Source organism: Tenacibaculum sp. 190130A14a, from assembly GCF_964048965.1.
Taxonomy (GTDB): Bacteria; Bacteroidota; Bacteroidia; order Flavobacteriales; family Flavobacteriaceae; genus Polaribacter; species Polaribacter polynesiense.
Window position 1 is genome coordinate 119,111 of record NZ_OZ040189.1, and the last position, 25,652, is coordinate 144,762.

Sequence of the window (25,652 nt, forward strand, 5' to 3'; positions counted from 1 at the left end):
TAAAACTACGACATATCGTAATAAGTAATTTTTGTTATAGTATTTGAAGCGTCAAAATCGATATTAATAAATAAATCGCAGTCTTCACAAGGAGAGTATAAGATACTCTTAGCACCATTTCTAGCTGTACTAACCTTAACCTCACCTAATTTACTGATATTATCTCCAACAGCAACAGTAACACCTTTTATGGCAAAAGTATTTTTATTGGTACTTATTTCAAAAGACTCTATATATGCCTTTTTCTTGTTTAATGTTGAAAAATCAAGTTTAAAACCGTCATATCTAAATTGATAATAACTATTATTAACCGTTACATTGTAAGATGCAGGAGCTCCAAAAAAAGCTTCAACTTTATCTTTTTTTCCGTAGGTCTTTTTTAAATCAGAAAGTGTGGTACTATTTATTTTAATATTGTCAATATCTGATGCAGATACAACGTTTACTGTTTGACCTTTTGCAACCAAACACACAAATGTGAATACCAGTACTAATAATTTTTGTTTCATAATTGGGGAAAACATTTAATGGTTAACGAACTATTATTAGGGATAGTTTTTGGAAGTGCAAATATATAATTCTTTTTTTAGCTGAAAATCATAATTTATTGTTAAGCAAAATTAATAGCAATAGCTATTTTATCATTTAATTTTTGCAATTGGTTTTGAGTAGTGGTATCATCCCAATTAAAATAGTTTTTAAACTCCGTTAAAGTAAAGTTTTTAAATAGATCAACACTTGGTTTATCAAAGAATAAGCGACCAGTTCTACGCATAAAAAAGTCGGTAGGGGTGCAGGTCATTTCGTGCTGGATTGTAAACCAAATTTCAGCTTTTAACAAACGTTGATCAATATTTTCAATTGTAGTAAACTCATCAAATTTATCAAGAATTACGTCCGTTTGTTTTCCATAGTTATGCACAAGATAATTGGCATCTTGTTTAGTCAAACCATCAACTTTAATTCGTTTAGCAACTTGTTTTGTATACAGTTTTACTGATTTGTAATTTTGAAAAGGACCACCAGTTAATATTATATCTTCTGTTTGTATTGGTTCAAATTCGGTTTCAAAACGCCTTTTCATTTTTTTAGCTATAATATCAACAATTCGTTCAGCCATTTTTCTATAGCCAGTTAACTTACCACCGGCAATAGAAATCAGTTTGGTGTCAGAAACAAAAATTTCATCTTTACGAGACAACTCAGAGGCAGATTTACCTTCTTCATGAATTAAAGGTCTTAAACCTGCCCAAGAAGACTCAATATCTTCGAGAGTAAGGTGAATCTCAGGAAACATATTGTTTACCGCTTCTATTAAATACAAAGCATCTACAATACTGGTCTCAACCTTATCTTTGTTTTCTTGATAATTAGTATCGGTAGTACCAAAATAAGTAACTTTTCCTCTCGGAATAGCAAACATCATTCTACCATCTGGAATATCAAAATATACAGATTGTTTTACTGGTAATTTTTCATGAGGAACAACTAAATGTACTCCTTTAGTTAAGTGTAAACGTTTGCCTATTTTAGAATTATTTATTTGACGTAATTCATCTACCCATGGTCCTGCAGCATTTACAACGTATTTAGCCTTTATGTCAAACTGCTTACCGTTAAATGTATCTGTAACAGAAGCTCCTACTACACGTTTATCTTCATAAATAAATTCAGTAGCTTCTGTATAGTTAATAATTTGTGCATCATATTGACTAGCCGTTTTTAAAATTTCAATGGTTAAACGTGCATCATCAGTACGATATTCGGCATAAAACCCTGCTCCATTTAATATACTTTCTGGTAATAGCGGTTCTTTTTCTAAAGCCTCTTGTTTATCTAGCATTTTGCGTTTGTCATCACCTTCTACAGATGCTAATACATCGTATACTTTTAAACCAATTGAAGTTAACCAAGAACCATAAGTTCCTCCTTCAATAAGTGGTAAAATCATTTTTTCAGGGATCACTAAATGAGGAGCTAGTTTATGAACAATAGCTCTTTCTGTACCTACTTCTTTTACTAACCAAAAATCAAACTGTTTCAAGTATCGTAAACCTCCATGAATAAGTTTTGTAGATTTACTAGAAGTACCAGATGCGAAGTCATTTTTTTCAATTAGAGCTACTTTCATACCTCTTGAGGCAGCATCAAGGGCAATACCAGCACCTGTAATTCCTCCTCCAATGATTAAAACATCAAATTCAGTATTTTGTAATTCTTGTTGAATATTTGTTCGATTAAAAAATGAAAAGTTGTTCATAGAAGTCTTTTTACCAAACAAAAATAACAATAAAAAAGAGTTGATTTTAAAGAAAAAAGAGCCGAAAAATTAATTCGACTCTTTTTCCCCGCAATAAAACAAATCGTTTATTGATTTATTTTAGGCCAGTTTATATCTGCTTGTTTTTGTAAATCTTCGGCACCTTCTTTTAACCAAAGGTCTAATGTGTTGGTTCCCCATGCATTATAAAACAAATACAACTTATTGTCTCTTATTTCGAAAGTCTTAGGATTTATAGCAACTTTTTCACCAGTTTTACCAATTGCATATGCACAGTACCCACCATATTGTGGAATATAACTTGTTGGGCTTTTTTTGAATTTTTCTAAATTTTTCCTTGAAGAAAACCTAAACTTAACGCCATCATAGATTGTAGAAAAATCTTTCTTTCCTTTTTTGGCTTCATTATCAAAATAAGACACAACGTCGTAACCATTAGCAATGGCTCCTTTTTTAACATTGTATTGTTGTGAAAATGCTATTGTAGAGAACAACAACATTAAAAAAGTAACAATTTTCTTCATATACTTTCGAGTTATTTTTTAAGCTTTAAAGTTTCCCAGTTTTTATCACCTTTATGTTGTCTTTTTTTAACATCTCCTTCTTGCCAATCACTTAATTTACTACCAATCCAAGAGCTATAAAAAAGATATAATTTTCCATCTCTTATTTCAAAAACTTCTGGATCTATGTACATTTTCTTATTCTTTTCAGCAATTGCATAAGCACAATACCCACCATATTGTGGAATGTATTTAGCAGGGTCTTCATTAAAAGCGTTTAAATTCTCTTCTGAAGAAAATTTAAATTTAGCCCCATCATAGGTAGTTTGGAACTTCTTTTTCCCTTCTAAAGGAGCGTCATTATTAAAATAGGATACCAAATCATAACCTTCAGCAACATAACCTTTTTTGGTATTATAATCTGTGTGTTGAGCAAAGATTAGCGATGAGGTAAAAAACAATAAAAAAGTGAAAATGTTCTTCATAAGTAAATAGTTTCCAATGTTGTCGCTTCTTAAAAGGCAAACTTACAAATACTAAAAAAATGTTCAATTTTATAGAAATGAAAACTTTAGTACTGTTGCAATAAAGACCAGGGTTTTTGGATTTTACCATTTCTCACAGGAAGAATCTCTCCAAACTGTAAAAAAACAGCTTCGCTTTGATGTGGTCTTAAAAAAATAAAATCATCCACTCCTAATACTGAGTTTTTATGAAGATTAACTAAGGTTTGATTGGTGGAAGCACCAAATAGATTATTTTGTTTAATTCCTTTGGGATAGTAATAATCAGCTTTCCAAAAACCGCCATATATAAAGGCTGATTTTTTGTTTAATAGAAACTTCACTTTTTCTAAACCTGGAATACGTGTATTTATATAAGATTTTAAAATAGGGGTTGCAATAAAGCTAGCAGGGAAATAGTCTTTTAATGTTGGAATATCAAAGTTAGATGGTTTTACAAAACAAGAACCAATAGCAATATCATTAATTGGAGATGATTGAACCTTGTGTAAGTCGAAAGTTGGACTACCAGCACCGTTAAAAGTTAGTTCTTTCTCCCATAAAATTGGAAACTCATTTGATAATAAATTTTTACAGTCTTTATAAAAACTGTTTGCTAATTGAAATGCTTTTTTTTGCGATCTTATTATTCTTGGTAGTTTAACTACATGTGGATCATATCCCATAAAACCTGAAAAACTTATATAATCCAAGTTTTTTTCAATTAAGAGGAATGCTTTTTTTAATTCTTTTAGTGAAGAAAAACCTCCTCGATGCAATCCAACATTTAGTTCAATATTTAAACGAAGTTTTTTACCAAGCTTTTTAGCTAATGAAATGTATTCATTAATACGTTTTTCAGTATCTACTAGCCATTGAATTTGAATGTATGGATTAAAACCGTTTGTTAACTTAGGTAAGTTTTGATAAAAATAATCAGCTGTTTTAATAGGCATTGGTTTTCCTAATAAAACATCATTTTTAGAAGATAAATGAGTCGCTAAATTGGTTAAGAAAGGTTGATGAAAAACCATCAAATTGGTAGTCTTTGTGTTTTTTAGAAGATAGTTTACGAGTTCCAAAGAAGGAAGAGATTTGACAACAATTCGAAGACTTGATGATTCTTTTAAGTTGTTTATTGTATGCGCAATATTCTTATCTAAAATATCTAAATCTACCAATAAACAAGGAATAGCTCTCTGATAGTTCTTTAACTCTTTATTTAAGCTGTTAAAATAAGTTTTCATTTTAAAAATATTAAAGACCCAATAAAGTTTTAAGGTACGTATTTACAAAGATATTTTCCGGATCATGCTCTTTTCTAAGTAACATAAAAGTATCAAACTTAGGATACATGACATGAATATCATCAGCAGAAACAGTGTTCATTTTTCCCCAATGTGGTCTACCATTATAAGCCCTAAAAACCTCTTCAAGAGCCTTAAAATAAGCTGTACTATCTTTTTTATTATAGACATGACAAGCAATATATGCCGAATCTCTGCCATAGGCTGGACTCATGTAAATATCATCTCCTTTCACCCATCTGTTTTCTATTGGAAAGTGAATGTTGAATTTTTTAGAGTTGACTATTTTTTTGACATCTTTAAAAACATCTTTATATGTTTCGGCAGGAATATTGTATTCCATTTCATGAAATTTAACCAAACGTTGCGTAGCGTAAACTTTATGACTATGATATACTTTTTTTACATTGGTAATGCTTGCAGCAGTAATATTGGCAACAGTTTTGTTTTGAGAAGGGAATAATTTAGCGTACTCACAAAAAACCTTAAAAACATAATTTTCTAAAACATATTCTGTCCAGTAATTAAAAAAATTCACTTTATCAGGTTCAGAGTCTTCTACAATATTTGAGGTCTTTGTCCAAGCAGTGTTTGTATAAGGAATCCAATAGAATTCAAAGTTCCTGTTTTCTGCATTTCTTTGATCTAAAGTAGCTAATACTTGATCTAAGTTTTCTTTTTTGTTTTGAAGCTTTAATTTATACGTAGGAACGCATTGAAGTGTAACTTCTGTAATTATACCAAAAGCTCCTAAAGAAACTTGAGCTGCTTTAAATAACGCTACATTTTTTGTTGGAGAACAAGTGATAACTTCACCTTTACCATTAATAAGTTTTAAACCTATAACCTGATTACTTATTGATTTTAATTGAACGCCGGTACCATGTGTTCCTGTACTAATTGCACCTGCTATAGATTGTACATTAATGTCTCCTAAATTTTCCATAGCCAGACCTTCCTCGAACAACAATTCTCCCAATAACGATAGTTTTGTCCCTGCTTTTACAGTAGCAATATTTTTTTCTTTATCAATATGAATTTTACCTTGATACTTATCTAAACTGATCAAAACATGCTCTGTACTACAAAGAGCGGTAAAAGAATGTCCGGAACCAATAACTCTGATTTTTTTATGATTGTTTACAGCTTGTAAAACGAGTTGTTGAATTTCTTTTTCCGTTGAAGGCATTGCTACTTTTGAAGGATTCCACAAGATATTTTCGGCCCAGTTTTTCATGATAAGTTAATTTTGTTTTGTTAGTAAATGCAAATAAGGTAGCACTACCTCATCATATTTTTGAAGTAAAAACTGCTTACCGTTGTTTTCCAAGGTAGAATGATGAATGGCTATTCCTTCAATAATGGCAAGTAGTTGTTGAGAAATTACAGATATAGAAAGATGATTTGTAATTTCGTTTTGCTCAATTGCTTTTTCTATAATGTCATAAATTTCTTGATTAAGCTTTAAAAGAGTATGACTAACATGTTCTCTAATTTTAGGATCTTCTTCACTTTCCAATTGAAATTGAAAATATCTTCTAATGGGAAAAGTATTCTGTTCATCTGAAGACTCAATAAAGTCAATAAGATCAACAAAAAACAAGAACCTATTTTTAACACGATCGAATAAGTTTAAGTGTTTATCCTCAACAATAAAATTGTCATATAACTTGAAAAAGAATTCATCTAATGTTGCTAGATAAATTTCATATTTACTCTTAAAGTGATGGTAAATAGCTCCTTTAGAGAGTGTTGAAGCATTTATAATATCAGCTAAACTTGTCTTTTTATATCCCTTGTGCAAGAATAGTTTAAAAGCAGCGTATACAATTTTTTCTCTACCGTTTTTTGCCATTATAAAGAGATGGTTTTCTCAAATATAATAAAAAAAACAAAAACAGACCATTTGGTTTGTTTTACAAAACCATTAAGTTACAACCTCTTATATCTGAATTATCAAACCTACCAATAATTTCAAAACTACTATTTGAATGCACTTTACCGAGATCTTGAGTAGCAATAAAAGAACAGGAGTTGTAGTTGGCTAAATCAATAACGTTTATACCTCCAGATGTTCCATTAGATTTTATGGTTAAAGGGTCTTCTGTATCTCGAGTTAATATGCGCATCCAAGGAGGGCAGTTAAATATACCATTTCCTTTAGAGTATCCCTGACTTAATAACTCTGTCATACCATATTCTGAATGAATTTGCTGTACACCAAACCCTTGACATAATAACGAATGAAGCTCTTCACGAATTAATTCTTTCCTTCTTCCTTTCATTCCTCCAGTTTCCATAACAATGGTATTCTGCAAATTGAACTTATATTTTTCAATTAAGTCCAACAAGGCAAAAGAAACTCCTATGAGCAATACTTTTTGATGTTGAGTATCTAAAACCTTTAATTTATTTGCTAATTCATCAATGTTACTTAGGTAGAAACCACTTTCTTCATGTTTCGATTTTTTAATTAAATCATCTACCATATAAACTAAAGAAGAACCTTTTCTTTCAAGGTAATTAGGAAGTAATGCTAAAACTACATAGTCTTCAATATTTCCATAAAAATGTTCAAAGCCTTTTAAATAACTTTGCTCATACCAATGTAAATCGGTTACATAATGTTTACTGGTAATACTGCCAGTGGTTCCTGAGCTAGAAAAAACCTCCTGAATATCATCTTTAGAGGCAATAACTTCTTTTGTTTTAAAAAACTGAATAGGTAAAAAAGGGATTTCTTGTATCGACTTCACATCCGAAGGATGAATGTATAGTAAGTCGCAAAATGACCTGTACACTCTATTATACTTGAATTGATGATTAAAAATTTCAAGTGAAATACGCGTAAAATCGTTTGTATCTTTTATGTTAAAAACTTGTTCTCTCATTTTTTTTGCAAAAATAATAGTATTTGACGCAACCTTTTCAATTTTTATGTATCTATAGTATAGATAAAGGTTTTAAACTAGCATAAAAGTAATATGAATAAAGCTACTTACATACTGAAAGCCGTATTAGTTTTAACTATTTGCTTTATATCTTGTGAGAAAAATAATGAAGTGGATATAGATCAAACTAATTTATTAATTGGAAGTTGGTCTGATGCAGTATATGATAATGAAACTATTGTTTTTAAAAGAGTAAAGGAATTACCACAGGAGGACTACGGAGTCTCTTTTAAAAATACGGGTTTGTTTATTGAAAGAAGTTCTGGCTTTTGTGGTACACCACCACTAGTGTTTTTTAATTCTGAGGGAAAATGGACATCTGCTAATGAAACGATATATGTCGAAGTAGAAAGTTTTGTTGGAAAATTTAATTGGAAAATTTTGAAATTAACTCAGAAAGAATTAATTGTTCAAAGAGAGCTAACAGAACAAGAAAAAGATCATAGAGATTTAATGAATCTTTTTGATGAAATTTTAAGTATTGCCAATAGTAAGGATTGTATAAATTCAGAAGATTGGAAAATAGTAGCCTATGGAGCGAAGCCTTGTGGTGGACCTCGAGGTTATTTAGCCTATCATATAGAAATTAAAGAAGGTGAGTTTTTACAAAAAATAGAGACTTATACAAATGAAGAAGAAAAGTATAATTTGAAGTGGGGTATAGTGTCTACTTGTGATGTAATCCCCCAACCAACATCAGTAGAATGTCAAAACAAAAAACCAGTGTTAAAATATTGAGAAGATAAAGTAAACCAAACATACAATAGCATTAGAGGAACTAATAAAAAGGTGTTGCCAACAAGAATTAAAGGCGCAAGCGGAGATGTATGAACTCTTTGCAAGGAAACTTTTTGCTCTGTGCTTAAAATATTCTAGAAATTATCAAGATGCAGAAGATACGCTTCAAGATAGTTTTTTAACGATCTTTAAAAAGATAGAACAGTATAATAACAAAGGATCTTTTGAAGGCTGGGTTAAAAGGATAACTATTAACACAGCTTTACAGAAATATAAAGAAAAGTCTCCTCTTCAACTTATAAAAGAAGAAGGGTTAGTAGAAGAGGAAGTTGATTTAAATGAAAGTTTGAATTTAGATGTTTTGTTGGAGTTAATACAAAAACTTCCAGACAGGTATAGATTGGTGTTCAATTTGTATGTTTTAGATAATTTTTCGCACAAAGAAATTGCGAAAATGCTAGACATTTCAGAAGGAACATCAAAATCTAACCTGTCTAGAGCAAAATTAATTCTAAAAGAACAGATAAAGATGTTTAAAAGTATAGAGATAGAGGCTTAAATGGATAAGAATCAAAACATAGAAAGATTCTTTCAAGAAAAGTTCAAAGACTTTGAGGCAAACCCTAACCCCGAGGTTTGGAAGGCTATTGAAGCTAAATTGAAGAAAAAAAAACGTAAAGTGATACCTATTTGGTGGTTTTCAGGAGGTATTGCTGCTACCATTGTTTTAGGGTTATTATTGTACCCTTTTTTAAACAATCAAGAGGATAAAAATGAGGCAGAATTTCCTGTTATAGTAGATACAAAAAAAGAAAAAGACACGAACAATTTTGATAAAGTTTTACCTAATAATGAGGAGAAAGAGCATCAAAAGATTGTTAATAGTGAATACATAAAAAAGAAATTGAAAGAAAAGCCTTTAGAAAAATCTGATAAGGAAAGTAAGAAGGTTTTAACCGCTAATCATGTTGTAAAAATTAGCAAAAAAAATGAGCATGGAAAAAACAACGATGTAACAAGTAAAGTTGTTGAAGGGTCTTTACAAGTTAATCATCATGTTGTGAAAGAAAAGAAAGAAACTGGCAAGCCTGAAAACAGCTTGCCAGTTAAAAAAAACACAGAAGAAAATGCTCTTGAAAAAATTGAGAAAAAAGAAATTCTCAAAAAGAAAAAAGATTTGATTGCTGAGGTAAACTCACAAGAAAAGGAAGAGAAGAAAGAGAAAAAAGATAAGTGGTCTGTAGCACCAGTTTTCGCAGTAATTAGTAATAATTCTTTTTCAAAGGTTTCCCCGCTAGATGAAAAATTAATTACATCGCCTACAAATGGAAGTAACAGCATTGCTTATGGAGTAAGATTAGCTTATCAATTAAGTAGTAAATGGGAAATTCAATCAGGTGTTCATATTCAAAAGTATAATTATACAAATACAGATGTTCCTATAACCACTAGTTTTGTTGGTCAATCCTTATCTACAGTTGATTATGCTAATAATGGTCTAAGTAGTTTTAGTTTTGGTACTGCTGGGGCTAGTTTTGGGATTAGTTCTACCGGTTTAGGGCCAATAAATGAAGATGCAACTCTAACCCATGAAGTAGGATATATTGAAATACCTTTAGAAATTAAATACACCTTTTTAAATACAGGAACATTTAGTTCAAAAATAGTTACAGGATTTAGTTCTTTGTTTTTAAATAGAAATGAAGTTTCCGTTTCTTCAGAGAGAATATCAGAAACATTTGGAAGTGTTAATAACTTAAACACTGTTGATTTTAGTGGTAATTTTGGTGTAGAGTTTGATTATAATATTACGAAAGAATTAAAGCTTAATTTAAATCCAATGTTTAAAGTACAATTAAATACTTTTTCATCTAACAATAGTGGATTTAGACCTTATAGCTTAGGATTGTATTCAGGGATTAAATACCAATTTTAAAATTTAGTCCCCCCGTGTATATAGCAGTGCCTTTTAATGAAGTTTTAAAGCTTTTTTAAAAGGCACATTTTTTTTTGCTATTTATAAATTTGAACATCTAAAGTTCCTTTATCATTCATAGAGGCCCTATACATACCGGCAGTATTAAATTCATAAACAATATTACCGTATTTGTCAATAGCAATAATACCTCCTGTACCACCTAATTTGGTAAGTTTATTATGAATAACATTATGAGTTGCTTCTTTAAGAGAAACTTGTTTATATTCCATCTGTGCAGAAATATCATGTGCTACTTGAGCTCTTATAAAATATTCTCCCCAACCAGTAGAAGAAACTCCACAAGTTTTATTATTTGCATAGGTACCAGAACCAATAATTGGAGAATCTCCTATTCTATTCCAACGTTTATTAGTCATACCTCCAGTAGACGTACCAGCCGTAATATTACCACTTTTATCTAATGCAACACATCCAACAGTTCCAAATTTACTATCCTTAATATCTACATCAAAAAATGCAGTTTTTTCATCATGGTCAAGCTTTGTTTCCTTTTTGCTTTTAATTTTTTGTAAAGATTGAAATCTTTTTTCTGTATAAAAATAACTAGGGTCAACAATTTCTAATCCTTGTTCGGTTGCAAAAGTTGAAGCACCATCACCAGAAAGAAGAACATGAGGAGAGTTTTCCATTACTTTTCGAGCCAAAGAAATAGGGTTTTTTACATTTTTTACTCCAGCCACTGCACCTGCATTTAAATCAATTCCCGTCATAATAGAGGCATCCAACTCATTGGTTTCATGATGCGTAAAAACTGCCCCTTTACCTGCATTAAATAAAGGAGAATTTTCTAAAACATGAATTGTTTTTTCAACAGCATCTAAACTAGATCCTCCTTCTTTTAAAATGTTGTATCCGATAGTAATTGCTTCTTTTAATTTAATTTTATAAGCTTCTTCTTTTTCGGGAGTCATATTTTTCTTTAAAATAGTTCCAGCTCCTCCATGAATTACAATAGCAAATTCATGAACCTGTTTTGGAGTTGATACCTCTTTTTTACTGCTGTTACAACTAAAAAGTAAGGGTAATATTAACACAAGGTATAATGTTTTTCTCATGACTGTTTTGTTTATTTTTAAACAATAAGCTTTACAATTGTTTAATTTATTAATTATAAATTTATTCGTAGTTTTGGACTTTAAATTTAAACAACTAAAATTACAATATAAAATGGCAGATTTTGGTATTAAAGAAGCTTTAGCTCAATTAGGCTTAAAAGAAATTAATAACGGAACTTCAACGGGTTCAGTAAACTTCTCTAATGGAGAAATTATTGAAAGTTACTCTCCAGTTGATGGTAAGTTAATAGGAAAGGTAGTAGCTAGTACTAGAGAAGATTATGATAAAGTGATGGAAGCAGCTACTTCTGCTTTTAAAACTTTTAGAGCTATGCCTGCTCCACAAAGAGGAGAAATCGTTCGTCAATTTGGAAACAAATTAAGAGAATTAAAAGAACCATTAGGTAAATTAGTTTCTTACGAAATGGGTAAATCTTACCAAGAAGGATTAGGTGAGGTTCAAGAAATGATTGATATCTGTGATTTTGCTGTTGGATTATCACGTCAGTTAAACGGACAAGTAATTCCATCAGAAAGACCAGGGCATGTAATGAGAGAGCAATGGCACCCGTTAGGTGTTGTTGGAATTATTTCAGCATTTAACTTCCCTGTTGCTGTATGGTCTTGGAATACAGCTTTAGCTTGGATTTGTGGTAATGTATGTGTTTGGAAAGGTTCAGAAAAAGCTCCTTTATGTTCAGTAGCATGTCAAAACATTATTGCTGAGGTATTAAAAGATAACAACTTACCAGAAGGTATTTCTTGTATTGTTAATGGAGATTATAAAGTAGGAGAGTACATTACAGAAGATACTCGTATTCCTTTAGTATCTGCTACAGGATCTACAAGAATGGGACGTATCGTTGGTGCTAAAGTGGCAGAGCGTTTTGGTAAATCATTATTAGAATTAGGAGGAAACAACGCAATCATTATTACACCCACTGCAGATTTAAAAGTAGTTGTTCCGGGTGCTGTATTTGGAGCAGTAGGAACTGCCGGACAACGTTGTACGTCTACACGTCGTTTAATTATTCATGAATCTGTTTATGATAAAGTAAGAGATGCTATTGTTGGTGCATACGGACAAATCAGAATCGGAAACCCATTAGATGAAAACAATCACGTTGGACCATTAATTGATAAAGATGCAGTAAATACTTACTTAGCAGCAATTGAAAAAGCAAAAGCTGAAGGAGGTAAAGTATTAGTTGAAGGAGGAGTTTTAGAAGGTGAAGGATATGAAAGCGGATGCTACGTTAAACCAGCAATTATAGAAGCAGAAAACCATTTTGAAATTGTTCAACATGAAACGTTTGCTCCAATTTTATATTTAATGAAATATTCAGGTGATGTAGAGAATGCAATTGAATTGCAAAATGGCGTTGCTCAAGGATTATCTTCTTCAATTATGACAAGCGAAATGAAAGAAGCAGAAAGATTCTTGTCGTTTGCCGGTTCAGATTGTGGTATTGCCAATGTAAATATTGGTACTTCAGGAGCTGAGATTGGTGGTGCTTTTGGTGGAGAGAAAGAAACTGGAGGTGGACGTGAGTCTGGTTCAGATTCTTGGAAAGTTTATATGAGAAGACAAACGAATACTGTAAACTATTCTGATGAGCTTCCTTTAGCTCAAGGAATTAAGTTTGACTTATAAAAAAGTATAAGTTTATAAAAGCAAAAGGGTTTCGAAATTTCGAAACCCTTTTTTAATTCAAATAAATATAAAAGAAGTTTATTTTTTGTTTAAAGCCTCCTTTATAATTGTATAAGCTTCATGTGCCTTTGACATTTTAGCATAATCTAAAGCAGTATATCCATTGTCTGATTTAACTTTTAATTTAGCTCCTTTTTCTATTAAAAGTTTTAAGATATCTACTCTATTATATCTTGCAGCAAACATTAAAGGTGTTAACCCTGTTGATTTGCGATTAATATTGGTTCCGTTTTCTATCATAGCTTTTACCGCCTCGAAATTTCCAGATCGAATAAGTTTACAAAATGTGCTTGGTTCTAGGAATTCGTACGAAGTCTTGTGGTTAGTTTCTGAAGATGTTGTTGCTGTCATGGTGCCAGTTGCTAAAACGATAGCAAACATGGCTAAAAATATTTTTTTCATATGGTAGAGTTTTAAAGTTTGTTCACCTATATAGACTTTACCTTTTAGCTAATGTTTCAAATTTTAACACACTTAACAAATATTTAATACTTGTTGTTAATACCCTCTTAAAAACAAAACTGATTTGTTAATTTTTATTTTTGATTATATTTTAATACTTTAACAATCAACTATTTAAATAACTAACAAATGAGTAAGAAATCAACTTATTTATTAGGTATTCTATTAACCATCCTTATCGGAAGCTTGTTGTATTGGTTTTTTTGTTGTAGCATTTGTTGTGAGAAACAAACATGCTCTTCAGATACGAATTCACAAGAAGTCGTAACAGATGATTTAGGAAAATCTAATACAAAAGAACCAACTTTTATTCCATTTCAAATTAAAGATGCAAATGGAGACTTTACTTTTTCATTAAATGAAAATTTTAATTTTGATAAATCGAATTTTCGTATTAAAGATTCAATATCCGAAGCCTTAAAAAAAGGAGTCTTAAAGATTAAAGAATACTTAGATATCAACGGAAATAAACGATTTAATATTACGGGATATTTTACCAGTAATGAAAAAAACAACTCTGCATTTCCTAATTTAGGATTGGCCCGTGCAAATTCTGTAAAGAATTATATGATTTCTCAAGGTGTTTCATCAAAACTTATCAATACTTATGGAGAACTTAAAGAGGATATGAATTCGAATGAAAATGGAGTTTTGTTAGGACCATTAAGCTACGAGATTTTTACAAGGACTGAAGCCTCGGTAGCAAATGACGAAGCTTTGAAAGAAGCTTGTGAAGCTATTAAAGAAAACCCATTAATGTTTTATTTTAAAACAGGAGAGTTTCACATTAACCTTACTCCAGAACAAAAACAAAAATTTGCAGAGATCTCTCGTTGTGTAGATAAATTTGGATTAAAAATTAGTGTAGTAGGACACACTGATAGTACAGGAAATGCTAATACAAATATGATATTAGGGCAAAACCGTGCAAATGAAGCAAAAAAAGATTTAATCAATTTTGGAATCTTAGAGGAAAATATAATAACCTCTTCTAAAGGACAAACAGCTCCTATTGCTGATAATACAACAGAAGAAGGGAGATCAAAAAACAGAAGAATTGTAGTAACTATTAACTAAAAAAACAAAGAATATAATTATGAACTTATTAGCAATGCACATACCATGTTGGTTAATTCCATTATTAGTAGGAGCTATTTGTGCTTTATTAGGGTATTTATTAGGAAGACTTTTAAGCAAAGGAAATGATAATAATGAGGTAGATGTATGGAAAAACAAAGTAGCACAACTAGAAGCTGATTTAGAGGCTTGTAATAAAAGTAAAGTAACCTTAGAAACGGATTTAAAAGCAGCGCAATCATCCAATGTAGCAATGGCCTCTTCTTTAGCAGGAGCAACGACTACTTTAATTCCTTTTGATGGAACTGCAGCAAAAGCTGTGTTTGGTAAAAAAATAAAAGAAAATGATTTGAAGATTGTAGAGGGAATCGGCCCTAAAATTGAAGGCTTGTTCCATAATTTTGATATTAAAACATGGAAAGCTTTAGGTGAAGCTACTGTAGAAAAATGTCAGGAAGTATTAAAAAGTGGAGGAGATCGTTATCGTATGCACAAACCAACTACTTGGCCTCAACAAGCCAAATTAGCCTATGAAGGTAAATGGAAAGAACTAAAAGATTGGCAAGATAAATTAGATGGTGGAAAGTAAAATCTGATATCTATAGTATTTTAAAACCTCGCAATAAGCGAGGTTTTGTTTTTAAACCTTTAAGCACTTTTATTGTCTAATAGATATGAAAGCAAAGCATTTACAACATTTATACAACAGAATTGGGTTTGGAATTACACCTTTAGAAATGAATAAGTATGTACACTTAAATAGGGAGGAAGTTGTAGCTGTTTTGTTTAAAGAATCAGAAAAAGTGAGCCCGTTGACTATTGATACGTCTTTTGTTACAAATCTTACAAGAGAAGATTTTAAAAACAAAAAGAAACGAAGAGAATTAATGAAGATCAGTAGGAAAAAAATCATGGAACTAAACAAAGCTTGGTTAGACAGATTATACAATCCAAGAGAGTTGTTAAGAGAAAAAATGACCCTTTTTTGGGCAAATCACTTTGTTTGTGAAGATAAAAATATATTGTTTGCTCAGCAGTATAACAATACACTAAGAGAATATGCATTGGGTGATTTTAGAAGCTTTGTAAAGGCTATTTCTAAAGAGCCAGCTATGATAAAATATTTAAACAATAAACAGAATAAAAAAAGAAGTCCGAATGAGAATTTCGCAAGAGAATTGATGGAACTCTTTACGCTAGGACAAGGAAATTACTCAGAAACAGATATTAAGGAAAGCGCAAGAGCTTTTACAGGGTATAACCATAGTTTTTTGGGTGAATTTAGAATGCGTAGAAGACAACATGATGAAGGAGAAAAAACGTTTTTAGGTCAAACAGGAAATTTTGATGGAGACGATGTTATTGATATAATTCTAGAACAAAAACAATGTGCTAGATTTATCTGTGAAAAAATCTATCGCTATTTTATAAATGAAAAATTAAATGCAGATTTTATTGATCAAATGGTTTCAGAGTTTTATCCTAAGTATAATATTAAAACTTTGATGCGATTTGTGTTAACATCTCCCTGGTTTTATAAAGAAGAACATATTGGAACCAAAATAAAATCACCAATAGAATTTTTAGTAGGAATGCACACTGTGGTTCCATTCACTATAGAAAATAACAAGCATAGTTTATTGATTCAAAAATTATTAGGACAAATCTTATTACGTCCACCGAATGTAGCAGGGTGGAAAGGAGGAAGAACATGGATTGATAGCAACACTATTGTGACTAGATTAAGACTCCCTTCGGTGCTTTTAAACAATGCTGAAATCACCTATTCTGATAAAGGAGGTTTAGAAGATACTATTAGAGACTTTAGTGAGAAAAAATTAAGAAGAAAAACATTTATAAAAGCTATACCTAATTGGCAATTGTTTGAGAATAATTATCCAACAAACTCTAATAAAGGTTTAATAGAAAAAGTTCTTGTTAGTTCTGTAAATAAGGGAACAAAAGAATTATTAGAAAACAGTGAATTTGTGTCTAAAGAAGACTTTTGCGTACAGTTAATGTCATTACCAGAGTATCAATTATGTTAAAAAAGAGTAGAAATGGATAGAAGAATTTTTATAAAAAGAACATCATTGGCAAGCGGAGGATTATTTTTTGTTCCGCAGTTTGTAAAGGCATTTGAACAAAAAGCTCAGCAGTTATTCAGTCATAAAAAAATAGTCATAGTTCAGTTAAAAGGAGGAAATGATGGTTTAAATACGGTAATACCTTTTAGAAATGATATTTATTACCAAAAAAGAAATGGATTAGCAATTCCTAAAAACAACCTTCTGAAGTTAAACGATGAAGTTGGTTTACACAAAAGTTTAGCACCACTTCAAAAATTATATGACAAAGGATATGTTAGCATTATTAATAATGTAGGCTATCCAAACCCAAATCGTTCTCATTTTCGTTCTACTGATATTTGGCAAACTGCTAGTGATAGTAACGAATATTTACAAAGTGGTTGGATTGGTCGTTTTTTAGATGTAACAAAATCAAAACCTTATAAAGCTATTGAAGTTGATGAAAGTTTGTCTTTAATGTTGAAAGGAAAGGAACAAAACGGATTAGCGGTAACCAACCCTAAGTTGTTGTACCAATCTATAAGGCAACCTTTTTTTAAAGATGTTTTAAACCATTATAACGATACTCATTTAAATGAACATAATTTGGGGTATTTGTATAATACTATGATTGATGCAAGTTCTTCAGCTAAGTACATTTATGAAAAGAGTAATACCTCAACATCAAGGGCAGATTACCCTAAAAATGTATTTGGAAAACAATTAAAAACTATTGCTGAATTTATCAATTCAGGATTAGAAACTCAAGTGTACTATGCTGCCTTAAGTGGTTTTGATACACATGCGAATCAAAGTAATCGACAAGCACGTTTATTAAAGTTATATGCAGATAGTATGGAGGTATTTGTAAATGATTTAGAGAAAAACCAAAATTTAGAAGATGTATTAATTATTACTTTTTCTGAGTTCGGTCGTAGAGTACAACAAAATGCAGCAAATGGTACAGATCATGGTACCGCAAATAATGTGTTTATTATAGGAAAAAACCTAAAAAAACGAGGGATGTACAACGGACAAGCAGATCTACAAAATTTAGATGCTAATGGGGATTTGCGTTATGAAATAGACTTTAGAGAAATTTATGCAACCATTTTAGATAAGTGGTTACAAGTAGATGATACCCAAATATTAAACAAACAATTTTCTAAGCTGAGGTTTATTTAAGATATAATAGTTTTATCAAGAGTTTTGATTTAATTTAGCTCTTAAAGAAAACTATTTATTAAAAAATGAAAAATGTAAAAACAATAGTTTTTGATTTATATAATACTCTTATTAAGATAAAAGAACCTAAGCATTTTTTTGTAAAACTATATAGAAAATCAAAAAATGGATTTAACCTAGACATTTCGAGTTATATGAAGCTTGTTATGACCAAGAGTTTGGTGGAATTAGAAGAAATGTTGCCTAGTGAATTTAAAAAATTATTTAAAGAAAATAAAAATGATTTAGAAAAGGAATTAAACTCTGTTGTGGTCTTTAAGGAGGTTTATAATATTTTAAGTAGGTTAGAAAAATGTTATAATCTTTTTTTAATTTCCAATTTAGCAGAACCATATAAAGAGCCTTTTTTTGATAAAAAGTTAGATCAATATTTTGAGAAGGTGATTTTTTCATGTGATTATGGTTCAATAAAGCCAGAAGAAAAGATCTTTAAAGAGATAGAAGAAATAACAGGTAACCAACCAAATGAGATAATGATGATTGGAGACTCTTTAAAATCTGATATTGAAATTCCTAAAAGATTGGGATGGCATTTTTTTAGAATAGAAAGAAAAGAGATAGGTAAGGATGGAGATGATGTTTTAGACTTGAAAGAAATTTTAAATAGTTAAAATGAGACGGTATTTTAACTATATTTTACCTTACGTAATACACGCATCGCTTCTTTATACTTAATATAGGTGGTTTTATCTTCAAGGTTTTTAATATAGTTTTTAGCCTTTTTTAGTTGTTCAGGAGCATCTAAAAAACCATTTAAATAACAAATTAAATAGGAAGTAGGTAATTTATATACATCTTCATGTTCTGTAACAGAAAGAGGAAGGTTGTTTTCTATTTTAGCAACAATAGCATTGTTATTATCGTATACATATTTTAGAATAACAGAATCATACACAGGAGGTTTAAATAAAAATTCGGTTACAATATCATGTTTACCATTATCTTTAAAATGAATGATAGTTTTTTCTAAAGGATAGCGTTTTTCACTAGTATCAATACCTAACATAATATATTCAGTAATAATAAAAGATTGTTCATTGTAACTAATTTGAACATCATCTAAAGCAGAAAAAAACAATCGAACCTGTTCGTTTACCAATTCAATATCAACCCTTGTTAAGAACTCTTCATCTTTAATTACTTTTTTCTTTCCTGCCCAACACAAAACAAATTGCTCCTTAAAAACTTTGTACTGCGGATTATACTCCTCTTTATGACTATTCATAAAATCAAAAACCCCATCAAGAGTCAACTGAATATTGTTACTTGCATTTTTTTCTATCGCTTGAACAATAGTTTTGTTAGAGTTTTTCAATTCGAACGAACCATATATGGGCATAGAGTTGCTTCCTCTACGATAAAAAACAGTTCCTTTTTTATATTTCCAAACTCCTTTTAAAAGAGAGGTAATGTTTGGAGTGGGTGTAATAGTTACCAAACCAATTACTTTATGTCGAGGAAGTCTTGGAAAGGGTACATTTTCATACTGTACTTTTGGAGGGTTTACCAAATAGGCATTAATAAGATTTTGAATTTTACTGTCGTCATAAAAATCAACACCTATAATGGTATTATCTTCATCCTCAACCCCAATTACAATATAAGAGTTGTTTTCTGGATTTGAATTTGATAATGCGCAAACGTGTTTTAAAAACTTAGCTTTCCCTTCTTTAGAATTTAGATAAAGCTTTTGTTTTTTATCATAAAAACTGTTCTCATCATTATGAGAAAGTAAGTTTTTTATAAGTAAACGCTTGTTTATCATTTTAAGGTACTTTATGGCCTTGACTAGCTACTAATAAAGCAAACCAATCTTCAGTTTCTAAAACAATTTTTTGAGATGCTACTGCTTCTGCAATTCTTTTTGGGTTAGTAGTACCAATTACAGGAATTATTTGTGCAGGATGTTGATATAACCATGCTAATAAAAGTTGACTTTCAGTAGCGTTATATTTTTCAGATAAGTGATGCAATTCTTTTTTTATACGTTGATTTTTTTCAGAATCTTCTTTAAAGTAAGAGCCTAATGGACTCCATGCCATGGGTTGTATTTTATGAAGTTGCATATAATTTAAATCACCATTCAATAAAGAAGAATATTGTGTTAAAGAAACTTCAATTTGATTTACAGAAATGCGGGTTTTTTTATCAATTAACTCGGTTTGTAGAGGAGTAAAATTAGATACTCCAAAATCGTTGATTTTACCTTGTGATTTTAAAATTGAAATCGCTTCTGATATTTCATCCGGATGCATTAACGGGCTTGGCCTATGCAGTAAAAGTAGGTCTAAATAATCTGTTTGAAGGTTTTTTAACGACTCTTCAACGCTCCAAATTATATAGTCTTTTGAGTAATCGTAGTGCTTAACACGATTGTTCCTAGAACTACCAATGTATTGAATACCACACTTAGAAATTAGTTGTATTTCTTCACGTTTAACACTACTAGTATTAAAAGCTTTTCCAAATGCTGCTTCGGTGGTGTAATCGCCATAAATATCGGCATGATCAAATGTAGTAATTTGGTTTTGAAGGCAAGTTTGCATTAAATCAATCATTTCATTAGTGTTGAGGTTTTTACCCCAAACACCCCATGTCATACAACCTGCTATTGTTTTAGAAAAATTATTCATTTTTATGTATTATAGTTGCACTTGCTTGTGCAGTTGGATATACAATTAAGTCCTCAATATTCACATGGTATGGTCGCGTAACTACAAAATGAATTATATCGGCAATGTCTTCAGGTTGTAACGCCTTATACCCTTGGTATACGGTTTTTGCTCTTTCGGTGTCTCCTTTAAAACGAACATCTGAAAATTCTGTTTCGACTAATCCTGGATGTATGGCGGAAACTCTAATATTGTGTTGGTTTAAATCTATTCGCATTCCTTTGTTTAAGGCGTTTACAGCAAACTTAGAGGCGCAATAAACATTTCCGTTAGGGTACACATCTTTTCCTGCTATAGAGCCGATATTTACGATAAACCCATTGTTTTTTTCTATCATCTGAGGAATAACAGCTTTAGTAACATATAATAACCCTTTTACGTTACCATCAATCATAGCATCCCAATCATCAATATTCCCATTTTGTATACTATCTAATCCATGAGCATTGCCTGCATTATTTATAAGAATATCAATATTTTTAAACTCTTCAGGTAAACTATTAAAAGCTTGTTGAACTTCTTCTTTATACCTTACATCGAACTGTAGGGTAGTTACTTTAGTAATTTTAGATAATTCAATTTCGAGTTGCTGAAGTTTTTCTGCTCTTCTTCCACAAAGAATTAAATGAATATTATTTTTTGCAAATAATTGAGCTGTAGCTTTTCCTATACCCGAGGTAGCTCCAGTAATAAGTGCTGTTTTTTGCATATAAACGTTTTTATAAAGGTAGTTTATTCAAACAAAAAATAAAACCTAGATACATAACTTAACAAAAACTTATAAAAAAGAAAACCGCCCCTAGCGGAGCGGTTTATTTCAATTGGTTATAAATAACCAATCAAAAATCAACTAACCAAACTTTATCTTTAAACTCTTTTGAGTATTGTTTCTCTTTGAATCTTAGTACGTTTTCTGTTGTTATTCCTTACAGCTGGTAACGTACTTTGCTTTGTTTTTCCTTTTAAGTATTGAATAAATCCTTTACCTAAGAAAGTATATGTAGTTTTAGAACTTACATGATACAATTGAATTGTTTCATCATTAATAACGGTTAAATCGAACTCTTCAGTATCTCCGTTGTCATAATTAAGTGTTAAATATTTTAAGTCATTAACACCTTGAACGTTGCGAATTATGTAGCTTCCTACGTAATCCCATCTTATTACATCAATATCCGTGCCAAATGGATCGTGAGATGAATAAAAAGTAGTGTTGTTCTCTGGAGTAAACTGTAAAAAGTGCTCTTCATCAAACGGATTTGCTGTTCCTCCGTTACTTTCTATACGTTCCCAAGCAATAAATTCTTGTAAAAAATATTCAATATTGTCATAAAATAATTTGTCATAATCAAACTCATTTCTTTGATAACCAATTAAATAGTAACTAAGGTTACTTCTAGTATCATCTAATCTAATTTCACTTTCTGACAATTGAACAACTCGAAAATCGTATGCTCCGTCTAATTTATGATTTATTTCTAATATATTATCAATTCCTCGATAATTTCCAGTGATAATACCCAAACCATTGCCAGTTTTACCGATATCTACAATATTATTGTTGGCATACATGGTTCCGTTTAAAAAAGAAACAGTAAATGCCTTTTGTAAAAATGGAATGTCTCCGTTTCCCGTAGTTCTATGAACATCAATGTACCATAAATCGTAACTTGAAACTAACTGATTTAATGAAATTCCATCATCAATAATTTCATTTTGTACAACACAAGATGTAAATAATAAACTAGAAAGTATAACAGTAAATAGTAATTTTAAACGTTTCATAAGCTTTGTTTTTATGGTTATGCTTAGAAAGATTCAAATTACGTGCCAAAAACAAAAAAGCACCTTTTTGAAGGTGCTATTGATTCGATCTTGGATTTGCAGAGGGCATAAAAACAGATTCCTCTTTTGCGATGTTTTTTAATTTATAAAAGTGTGATTTACCATTAATTTTGTAACTAATAATAGCTTCATTTTCTTTTAAATTAAAAGTAGGTTCCTCTTCTTTAGAAGTAGGTTTATTTCCATATTCTTTTTTTGAGTCTGAATGTAAAACAAGGTCATGTTTACCTTTTTCAGGTGAGGTATTGTAGCGAGCAGCAAGATATTGCTTGTTAACTTTTTGTTCTACTACAGGTTTTATAGATCTTCCCTGAAAATAAACAGTTTCAAATTCGATTGCTTTTTCCGATGTAAACTCAATCATTAAGTTTAAGCTTTGACTTCCTGGTACTCCTCCAGTAACATGAACATAAGTTGCTGAATGAACAATAAAAGGTGGATTTTGCTCAAACTTATGACTTTTACAATTTGTAAAGCTTAAGGTTAAAAGTAAGATTCCTAAAAGTTTCATTCTAATCATATTTTATTGTTTAATTTTAGATATTCAAGGAATATGCCAAGTTACAAATATAAATAAATGAATTACAGTTATTGGGAAATAAAAGAGTGGTTTACAAATATAGATTTTACCATTGTTGGTAGTGGAATTGTAGGTCTAAGTTGTGCGTTAAGATTAAAAGAAAAGTATCCTAGGTCTAAAATTTTAGTTCTTGAAAAAGGATTATTACCACAGGGAGCAAGTAGTAAAAATGCCGGTTTTGCCTGTTTTGGAAGTATCTCTGAACTTATAGATGATTTAAAATCCCATACAGAGGAAGAAGTAGTAGGTTTGGTAAAAAAACGTTGGGAAGGATTGCAATTATTGAGGCAAAATCTAGGAGATGATAAAATAGATTATCAAGAAAATAAAGGATATGAATTGTTTTTAGATAAAGGTTTTTATGAAGAGTGTTTAGTTCAGAAAGAAAAGATAAACAACTTGTTAGAGCCAATATTTAAAACACAAGTGTTTAGAGAAGATTTGAATTTATTCAAATTTGAAAATATACATGAGAAATACATTACCAATATCTTTGAAGGGCAGATAGATACAGGTAAAATGATTGCTGAATTGTTATTGAAAGCTCAAAAAGAAGGAGTAAAAGTTTTAAATAATATTGAGGTTCAAGGCTTTGCAGAAAACGCTGATTCAGTAGTAATAAAAACGAATAAATTAGAATTTACGAGCGGTAAATTATGTATTGCTACTAATGGTTTTGCAAAACAACTTCTTAACGAAAATGTGCAGCCTGCAAGAGCGCAAGTTTTAATAACAAAGCCAATTCATAATTTACATATTAAAGGGACTTTTCATTTAGATAAAGGTTATTATTACTTCAGGAATATTAATAATAGAATATTGTTTGGAGGAGGTAGAAATTTGGATTTTAAAACCGAAGAAACGGCAAAATTTGGACAAACTGAATTAGTTCAAAATAAACTGGAAGAATTGTTAAAAACAACAATTTTACCAAAAATAAATATTGAGATTGATCATAGATGGAGTGGAATAATGGGAGTTGGAAATCAGAAAAAGGCAATTGTAAAAGGACTTTCAGATAATGTTTTTTGTGGCGTTCGATTAGGAGGAATGGGAGTTGCTATTGGAAGTGTTGTAGGTAAAGAATTAGCAGATTTGTTATGAATATAAAAGAAGAGCTTCATGCTAAAAGTATTGTTTTTGTGAATACAAAATTAGCAACAATAGAAAAGGTAATTTCTTCTAACCAAAAAGCTTTAGAAAGTGAAACAAAGAGTTCTGCTGGAGATAAACATGAAACAGGAAGAGCCATGTTGCAGTTAGAAATGGAAAAAGTAAGTCAGCAGTTTTTGGTAGTAAATCAAATGAAAGATACACTACATAAAATTGATGTGGAAAAAACTGTTGAAGTTGTTTGTTTAGGAGCAGTAGTTGAAACTAATATAGCAAATTACTTTATAAGTGTTAGTGTTGGTGAACTTAAAATAGGAAGTAAAAAATATTATGCGGTTTCAACGTCTTCACCAATTGGTAAATTATTGCTAGGTAAACGTATTGATAATGAAGTGGTTTTTAACAATCGGACCATTAAAATTAAAAATATTTTGTAAAAAGGTAGGGTATTAAAGTAGTTGCTTGTTTTATTACTGTAAAAAGAGTTTTAAATTTTGTTAAGATTAACAAATTAGTTGAGTAATAATTTTAGCAATTATTATTGGTTTTTAAGACGGTTTTCTATTTCTAGGAAGACCGTCTTTTCTTTTTCTAATGCTTTGTTATGATTAAAAAAAAGAAGATCATTCTTGTGTAGAACTTCAATTAACCAGTAATACCCTTTGTAATAACTATTAGTTACAACTCCTTTAATAGTAGAAGTATCTACCAATTTTATTTGGTGTGGATACACAAGTATTTGGTTATTATCTATTCGTACTTCGTTAACATCGTCAAACAAAGCAGCAACATACTTTTCTTCTGTGTAGTTGTATAACTGCATTGGAGTATCATAAGCAATAATTTGTTGATTTCGAATAACAATCATCTTATCAGCAAAAGATAAAGCATCATTACCATCATGTGTGGCAACAATACAAGCTATGTTTTTGTCTTTTAAGTACTTAAAAAGTTTTCTACGTAATGAATTCTTTTTAAAATTATCAATTTGGCTAAAAGGTTCATCGAGTAATAATAACTCTGGTTCCTTGGCTAAAGCCCTCGCAATAGCAACACGCTGTTGTTGTCCCCCACTCAAATTTTTGACTTTTGTGTTGGCTAATTCTGTCATCTCAATAACATCGAGGAGTTCTTGGGTTCTTTCTTCTGCCTCTTTAGGAAAAAAACGAGACAGAAATTTTTTAATGTTTTCGCTTACCGTTATGTAAGGCATTAAATCAAAGTCTTGAGCAACATACTTAAAAAAGTCCATTCCTGGAACTAAATGATGTGCAGGGCCTAAAATTTCATTGTTATCCCAAAATATAGTACCATCATCTATATCTAATAACCCATATATAACTTTTAACAATGTAGATTTACCGCATCCACTTTCCCCCATAATACATAGGTGTTCTCCTTTAAGAATATTAAAGGAAACATTTTTCAGTGTATTTTTTTCTTTAGAATAAGAAAAAGAAACATTGTTTACTTGTAGCATAGGTGCAAAAATAAGGAATGAAATGAAGCGATCATTCAATTTATTTATTAACCTATGT

General features: G+C 30.5%; 27 protein-coding genes. 11 read left to right on the forward strand and 16 right to left on the reverse strand.

The features are described 5' to 3' along the window. Nucleotides 1-5: 5 nt before the first annotated feature. The 8 genes from ABNT22_RS00525 to ABNT22_RS00560 form a co-directional block, all read right to left on the reverse strand. On the reverse strand, nt 6-509 hold the full coding sequence (locus ABNT22_RS00525; RefSeq protein WP_348715405.1) for a hypothetical protein: 504 nt from the start codon (nt 507-509) through the stop codon (nt 6-8). Nucleotides 510-610: 101 nt separating this feature from the next. Further along, entirely contained in the window at nt 611-2,260 is a 1,650-nt protein-coding gene (locus tag ABNT22_RS00530; protein ID WP_348715406.1) for a glycerol-3-phosphate dehydrogenase/oxidase, read from the reverse strand. A 107-nt stretch (nt 2,261-2,367) separates the two neighbouring features. Further along, nucleotides 2,368-2,805 (reverse strand): YHS domain-containing (seleno)protein, encoded by a 438-nt coding sequence (locus ABNT22_RS00535; RefSeq protein WP_348715407.1) that lies wholly within the window; start codon nt 2,803-2,805, stop codon nt 2,368-2,370. A gap of 11 nt (nt 2,806-2,816) precedes the next feature. Continuing rightward, entirely contained in the window at nt 2,817-3,269 is a 453-nt protein-coding gene (locus ABNT22_RS00540) for a YHS domain-containing (seleno)protein (protein WP_348715408.1), read from the reverse strand. An 86-nt stretch (nt 3,270-3,355) separates the two neighbouring features. Beyond that, entirely contained in the window at nt 3,356-4,534 is a 1,179-nt protein-coding gene (locus tag ABNT22_RS00545) for an alanine racemase (RefSeq protein ID WP_348715409.1), read from the reverse strand. Nucleotides 4,535-4,544: 10 nt separating this feature from the next. After that, nucleotides 4,545-5,831 carry a D-arabinono-1,4-lactone oxidase gene (locus tag ABNT22_RS00550; RefSeq protein ID WP_348715410.1) on the reverse strand — a complete coding sequence of 429 codons (1,287 nt, stop codon included), beginning with the start codon at nt 5,829-5,831 and terminating at the stop codon, nt 4,545-4,547. 6 nt (nt 5,832-5,837) lie between these two features. Continuing rightward, nucleotides 5,838-6,449, reverse strand: a complete 612-nt coding sequence (locus ABNT22_RS00555) for a TetR/AcrR family transcriptional regulator (RefSeq protein WP_348715411.1) — start codon at nt 6,447-6,449, stop codon at nt 5,838-5,840. A 61-nt stretch (nt 6,450-6,510) separates the two neighbouring features. Next, complete coding sequence (locus ABNT22_RS00560) at nt 6,511-7,485, reverse strand: acyl transferase (RefSeq protein WP_348715412.1); 975 nt, start codon at nt 7,483-7,485, stop codon at nt 6,511-6,513. Nucleotides 7,486-7,578: 93 nt separating this feature from the next. On the opposite strand from ABNT22_RS00560, the gene ABNT22_RS00565 reads away from it, so the two are divergent. From ABNT22_RS00565 to ABNT22_RS00575, 3 genes are read left to right on the forward strand one after another with little or no spacing between them, the layout of a single operon-like run. Further along, a complete protein-coding gene (locus tag ABNT22_RS00565) occupies nt 7,579-8,283 on the forward strand; it encodes a hypothetical protein (RefSeq protein WP_348715413.1) in 705 nt (234 codons plus the stop codon). Between the two features lie 25 nt (nt 8,284-8,308). Then, a complete protein-coding gene (locus ABNT22_RS00570; RefSeq protein ID WP_412766889.1) occupies nt 8,309-8,842 on the forward strand; it encodes an RNA polymerase sigma factor in 534 nt (177 codons plus the stop codon). Next, nucleotides 8,843-10,219 carry a hypothetical protein gene (locus ABNT22_RS00575; protein ID WP_348715415.1) on the forward strand — a complete coding sequence of 459 codons (1,377 nt, stop codon included), beginning with the start codon at nt 8,843-8,845 and terminating at the stop codon, nt 10,217-10,219. It begins immediately after the preceding gene. 77 nt (nt 10,220-10,296) lie between these two features. Here the strand turns inward: ABNT22_RS00575 and ABNT22_RS00580 are convergent, their stop codons facing one another. Next, a complete protein-coding gene (locus tag ABNT22_RS00580) occupies nt 10,297-11,337 on the reverse strand; it encodes an isoaspartyl peptidase/L-asparaginase (protein WP_348715416.1) in 1,041 nt (346 codons plus the stop codon). 112 nt (nt 11,338-11,449) lie between these two features. Between ABNT22_RS00580 and ABNT22_RS00585 the strand changes: the two genes are divergently transcribed. Further along, nucleotides 11,450-12,991 (forward strand): aldehyde dehydrogenase family protein, encoded by a 1,542-nt coding sequence (locus ABNT22_RS00585; RefSeq protein ID WP_348715417.1) that lies wholly within the window; start codon nt 11,450-11,452, stop codon nt 12,989-12,991. Nucleotides 12,992-13,069: 78 nt separating this feature from the next. Here the strand turns inward: ABNT22_RS00585 and ABNT22_RS00590 are convergent, their stop codons facing one another. Next, on the reverse strand, nt 13,070-13,453 hold the full coding sequence (locus ABNT22_RS00590; protein ID WP_348715418.1) for an ankyrin repeat domain-containing protein: 384 nt from the start codon (nt 13,451-13,453) through the stop codon (nt 13,070-13,072). A gap of 189 nt (nt 13,454-13,642) precedes the next feature. Here ABNT22_RS00590 and ABNT22_RS00595 point away from each other — a divergent pair, with 189 nt between their 5' ends. From ABNT22_RS00595 to ABNT22_RS00615, 5 genes are all read left to right on the forward strand, one after another. Next, nucleotides 13,643-14,590, forward strand: a complete 948-nt coding sequence (locus tag ABNT22_RS00595; RefSeq protein WP_348715419.1) for an OmpA family protein — start codon at nt 13,643-13,645, stop codon at nt 14,588-14,590. Nucleotides 14,591-14,609: 19 nt separating this feature from the next. After that, nucleotides 14,610-15,179 carry a hypothetical protein gene (locus tag ABNT22_RS00600; RefSeq protein WP_348715420.1) on the forward strand — a complete coding sequence of 190 codons (570 nt, stop codon included), beginning with the start codon at nt 14,610-14,612 and terminating at the stop codon, nt 15,177-15,179. Between the two features lie 85 nt (nt 15,180-15,264). Next, nucleotides 15,265-16,638 (forward strand): DUF1800 domain-containing protein, encoded by a 1,374-nt coding sequence (locus tag ABNT22_RS00605; protein WP_348715421.1) that lies wholly within the window; start codon nt 15,265-15,267, stop codon nt 16,636-16,638. Nucleotides 16,639-16,650: 12 nt separating this feature from the next. Further along, complete coding sequence (locus tag ABNT22_RS00610) at nt 16,651-17,844, forward strand: DUF1501 domain-containing protein (RefSeq protein ID WP_348715422.1); 1,194 nt, start codon at nt 16,651-16,653, stop codon at nt 17,842-17,844. Nucleotides 17,845-17,909: 65 nt separating this feature from the next. Further along, nucleotides 17,910-18,515, forward strand: a complete 606-nt coding sequence (locus tag ABNT22_RS00615; RefSeq protein WP_348715423.1) for an HAD family hydrolase — start codon at nt 17,910-17,912, stop codon at nt 18,513-18,515. A gap of 14 nt (nt 18,516-18,529) precedes the next feature. On the opposite strand, the gene ABNT22_RS00620 is transcribed toward ABNT22_RS00615, so the two are convergent. The 5 genes from ABNT22_RS00620 to ABNT22_RS00640 all read right to left on the reverse strand — a co-directional run bounded on the left by ABNT22_RS00620 (nt 18,530) and on the right by ABNT22_RS00640 (nt 22,932). Further along, nucleotides 18,530-19,669 (reverse strand): ATP-binding protein, encoded by a 1,140-nt coding sequence (locus ABNT22_RS00620; protein WP_348715424.1) that lies wholly within the window; start codon nt 19,667-19,669, stop codon nt 18,530-18,532. A 1-nt stretch (nt 19,670) separates the two neighbouring features. After that, nucleotides 19,671-20,537, reverse strand: coding sequence for an aldo/keto reductase (locus tag ABNT22_RS00625; protein ID WP_348715425.1), 867 nt, complete (start codon nt 20,535-20,537; stop codon nt 19,671-19,673). Continuing rightward, nucleotides 20,530-21,285 carry an SDR family NAD(P)-dependent oxidoreductase gene (locus ABNT22_RS00630; RefSeq protein ID WP_348715427.1) on the reverse strand — a complete coding sequence of 252 codons (756 nt, stop codon included), beginning with the start codon at nt 21,283-21,285 and terminating at the stop codon, nt 20,530-20,532. The genes ABNT22_RS00625 and ABNT22_RS00630 overlap by 8 nt, the downstream gene beginning before the upstream one ends. Before the next feature lie 158 nt (nt 21,286-21,443). After that, nucleotides 21,444-22,361 carry a hypothetical protein gene (locus ABNT22_RS00635; RefSeq protein ID WP_348715429.1) on the reverse strand — a complete coding sequence of 306 codons (918 nt, stop codon included), beginning with the start codon at nt 22,359-22,361 and terminating at the stop codon, nt 21,444-21,446. 76 nt (nt 22,362-22,437) lie between these two features. Next, the gene (locus ABNT22_RS00640) at nt 22,438-22,932 is read right to left on the reverse strand and encodes a hypothetical protein (RefSeq protein WP_348727202.1); all 495 of its coding nucleotides are present in this window, start codon (nt 22,930-22,932) and stop codon (nt 22,438-22,440) included. A 66-nt stretch (nt 22,933-22,998) separates the two neighbouring features. On the opposite strand from ABNT22_RS00640, the gene ABNT22_RS00645 reads away from it, so the two are divergent. Both ABNT22_RS00645 and ABNT22_RS00650 read left to right on the forward strand, forming a co-directional pair. Beyond that, nucleotides 22,999-24,105: an FAD-dependent oxidoreductase gene (locus ABNT22_RS00645; RefSeq protein ID WP_348715433.1), complete on the forward strand. Its 1,107-nt coding sequence runs from the start codon at nt 22,999-23,001 to the stop codon at nt 24,103-24,105. Beyond that, nucleotides 24,102-24,551, forward strand: a complete 450-nt coding sequence (locus ABNT22_RS00650; RefSeq protein ID WP_348715435.1) for a 3-oxoacyl-ACP synthase — start codon at nt 24,102-24,104, stop codon at nt 24,549-24,551. Before ABNT22_RS00645 ends, ABNT22_RS00650 begins: the two co-directional genes overlap by 4 nt. Before the next feature lie 101 nt (nt 24,552-24,652). Here ABNT22_RS00650 and ABNT22_RS00655 read toward each other — a convergent pair whose 3' ends face one another. Further along, nucleotides 24,653-25,594 (reverse strand): ABC transporter ATP-binding protein, encoded by a 942-nt coding sequence (locus ABNT22_RS00655; RefSeq protein WP_348715437.1) that lies wholly within the window; start codon nt 25,592-25,594, stop codon nt 24,653-24,655. Nucleotides 25,595-25,652 lie beyond the last annotated feature (58 nt).